This window comes from bacterium (genome assembly GCA_012517375.1).
In the GTDB taxonomy this organism is placed as follows: domain Bacteria; phylum Hydrothermota; class Tepidihabitantia; order B3-TA06; family B3-TA06; genus JAAYVC01.
In genome coordinates, this window is the sequence record JAAYVC010000096.1 from 1 (window position 1) to 2,962 (window position 2,962).

The window sequence follows — 2,962 nt, forward strand, 5'->3', positions numbered from 1 at the left end:
CAAGGTTGACGAACTCAACTCAAGCGAGACTTACGGCGCCATCACATGGGGCGAGGGGTCCAATCCTGGTGTGTATTTCATTCGAGTTATGGGAGTCGAACGATCTAAAACCGCGCGGGTCGTGCTCGTGAGATAGGAGGAGTGAGATGAAAAATAAACTAATCTGGCTCTGGCTTATTGCCGCGAGTCAACTCTTAGCCTGGAGTGTCCCTGCAACCATTGCATCTGCAGGCAAAAACTTCTTTCCGCAGATTGTTTCGGATGGCTCAACAGGAGCAATAATCTCCTGGATTCAGAAGAACACAAGCGATTGCTATGAGGTTTACGCTCGGCACGTTGATGCTAATGGAAACACCGGCACATCGTATCCTGTTTCTGTCAGAAACGACGTGACGGTAGGCCACCGTCTGAATCATCATATCGTTTGGGGCGGAAGTAGTGCCTACTGTTTTTGGGTCAATCACTTTAATACAGCTCTTGAAAACGATCTTTACCCCAAGGGCTACTACCTTCAGAAACTGAGTTCATCTGGCACACCACAATGGCCGAATTTGATCTTACCCAATCCAGTGCAGGTAAAGAATATATCTTCTGTACCGTCAAGCTCATTGGAAGAGGACGGAGATCCGATTTCTGTATGCCCTGCATACAGCGACGAAGGTTGTATTGTGGCAATGAAGTATGGATACTATAGTAGCGGTAGTTATTACAATTGCATTCTGGTCAATCGTTTTGACAATGGCACTGCTCAGTGGGGAAATGGCACTGAAGTATACACTACCGACCCGACTGATTTTACAACGGGTGGCAAGGGTGATATTGTCGGTTGTCCTAAGATTGTCCAGTGGAACGGTAAGTATATGGTAATCTATGCAACGGCTACTCATGCTGTTCTCAGAGACACTTTTACCCTTTCGGAAACCAAACTTCACTTGCAGCCACTTACGACGAGTGGTACTAAAGAAACGGAGTACGTAAGCACATTTTCTTCCATTCCTTCGACGCCATCTTATTTTGGCAAAGATAGAGATTGGTTTTGGATAGTTCCTGAGGTTGATGTAACCGTTAGCCCAGATGGTTTGACTATCTATGCGGCTTACCTGAAACGTCTAAAACGTAAATGGTCCAATTTCGATGCCCCTGCTTGTTCCTATCGGGAAGACCATCTCTATGTACTACGGTGTACTTCTTCAGGAATAACAAGTAATTTAGAGATAGACAAGTGGGTTGTTCCTTATAATTTTGCACCTCCAATTGATGAATTACCCCTGAGAGCCCCAAGTATAGCGTGTCTGAGTACATCCGGTGGCGATGACGGGGCTGTGGTAGTTTATCCTAGAGCAAAACCTGGGGCATGCAAAAGCTTTATAAGCTTGGAGGAATTATGTCCAATTTGTTAATGGCGGCGCTGGGACTCTTTTCAGCCATACCTAAGCCGGATATTGTTTCTCTAGATGTAGGAACCATTGAACTAGGTGCTGGTATTGCGCCTAACTGGCCTGGGACTACCCTGTTGCCGGACCTGGGAGCATCTATAGGTCAGGCAAGACTCTATTGGGGAGAAAAGACAGCACTAGTGGCAGGGATAGAACTCCTACGTTTTGAATGTGCAATAACGCCTGTAACCGGTCTTTTTGGCACGTCGGAGGTTTTTATGCCCGAACTCGGTATATCCCAGATGTTCAAATCCGAACGCCCAGTCAAATCTAAAGGTTGCACTAATCTTTTTAAAAGTGAAAGCTTTGTTCCGAGAATGGACATTGTTTGCGGTTTCAGTGCCATAAACCCGGTGCTATCGAAAATAAAAGGTAATCCGGTGAACTTTTCTCCAACCGTCAGGGTTGAAGCGAAGATACTTCTTAGTCGAACACTTCAATTGCTTTTTGAAAACAGGAATATGTGGTCATACGACGAATCATACGAGTATTTGAATACATACAATACTTTTCACCTTTCTCTGTGCCTTAGCTTTGGTGCAGATTATAAAAGTGGGAAAAAAGGAGGTGACGAGAAAAAATAGAACACAAACTAAAAGTTCGTAAAAGAGGGGGTTCCTAAGGGAACCCTAAGAAAAACAATATCATTTAGGAGTAACAATGAGTAGAGTATTACCAGGCTTAATAATGGTTATTCCCCTGTGGTTAGGGGCTGTAACAGAAGGAGGAATCCAAGTCTCAGATAATCCTCCTCAAAATCGAGCCCAATTATTTCCACAGGTTGTTGAAACCGGAAGCGGAAACTGCATTGTGGCTTGGGAAGATAATAGAAATGATAGAATCGGAATATATGCCCAAAAGCTTAACAGCTCGGGGCAAAGGCAATGGTCTTCAGATGTATATGTAACGGAGAATTTTGATAATGGACATATTACAAGCTTAGCATTGTGTAATGATGGTACAGACGGAGGAGTCTACTTAGCCTTTGCTAACTGGCAAGATGGAATCACGGGGTTACCTAGAGGCATTTACTTGTAGTGCGACCCATTTGTCAAGACAGATTTGAGGTAAAATGAGTTTAGAGATTTCACATTGCTTCCTTAAGAACTTGCTGGGAGTAAAGGGCCTCGAACTCATCGGGACTCCTGTATCCCAGGCTGCTGTGCACGTATAGCTTGTTGTAATCCGTAACAAACCACGTATCGAGTTTCTCCTTCGCCTCCTGGAACGAGTAGAACTCGTTAAGCCACAAGACCTCCTCCTTGATGGTTCGCATCATCCGCTCGGTGTCAGCGTTACCCTTCGGGTTGTTGTAGGACGTGAATAACTGCTCTATGCCCAGATCGGACATGTCTCTCATGAAGTTTAAGGAGGTAGGCTGCGAGCCGTTGTCGCTTACGAGCTTCAATCCCCTGCCGCGAACACCTTGGGGGAACTCTTGATTAATTGCCATATCCAGGGCCTTCTTCCAGTCCCCGGTTTTGTTTCTTACGGACAGGTTCCATCCCACCACCTTCTTCGTATAC

5 protein-coding genes are annotated in these 2,962 nt (G+C 45.2%); 4 read left to right on the top strand and 1 reads right to left on the bottom strand.

Annotated elements, in window-relative coordinates:
- The 4 genes from GX441_10230 to GX441_10245 form a co-directional block, all read left to right on the top strand.
- A partial coding sequence (locus tag GX441_10230) for a hypothetical protein (protein ID NLI99019.1) occupies positions 1-136 on the top strand: 136 nt, incomplete at its 5' end.
- Between the two features lie 10 nt (positions 137-146).
- The gene (locus GX441_10235; protein ID NLI99020.1) at positions 147-1,400 is read left to right on the top strand and encodes a hypothetical protein; all 1,254 of its coding nucleotides are present in this window, start codon (positions 147-149) and stop codon (positions 1,398-1,400) included.
- Complete coding sequence (locus tag GX441_10240; protein NLI99021.1) at positions 1,385-2,020, top strand: hypothetical protein; 636 nt, start codon at positions 1,385-1,387, stop codon at positions 2,018-2,020. Before GX441_10235 ends, GX441_10240 begins: the two co-directional genes overlap by 16 nt.
- Before the next feature lie 76 nt (positions 2,021-2,096).
- Positions 2,097-2,474: a hypothetical protein gene (locus GX441_10245; GenBank protein NLI99022.1), complete on the top strand. Its 378-nt coding sequence runs from the start codon at positions 2,097-2,099 to the stop codon at positions 2,472-2,474.
- 49 nt (positions 2,475-2,523) lie between these two features.
- On the opposite strand, the gene GX441_10250 is transcribed toward GX441_10245, so the two are convergent.
- On the bottom strand, positions 2,524-2,962 hold a 439-nt coding region (locus GX441_10250), incomplete at its 5' end, for a transposase (GenBank protein ID NLI99023.1).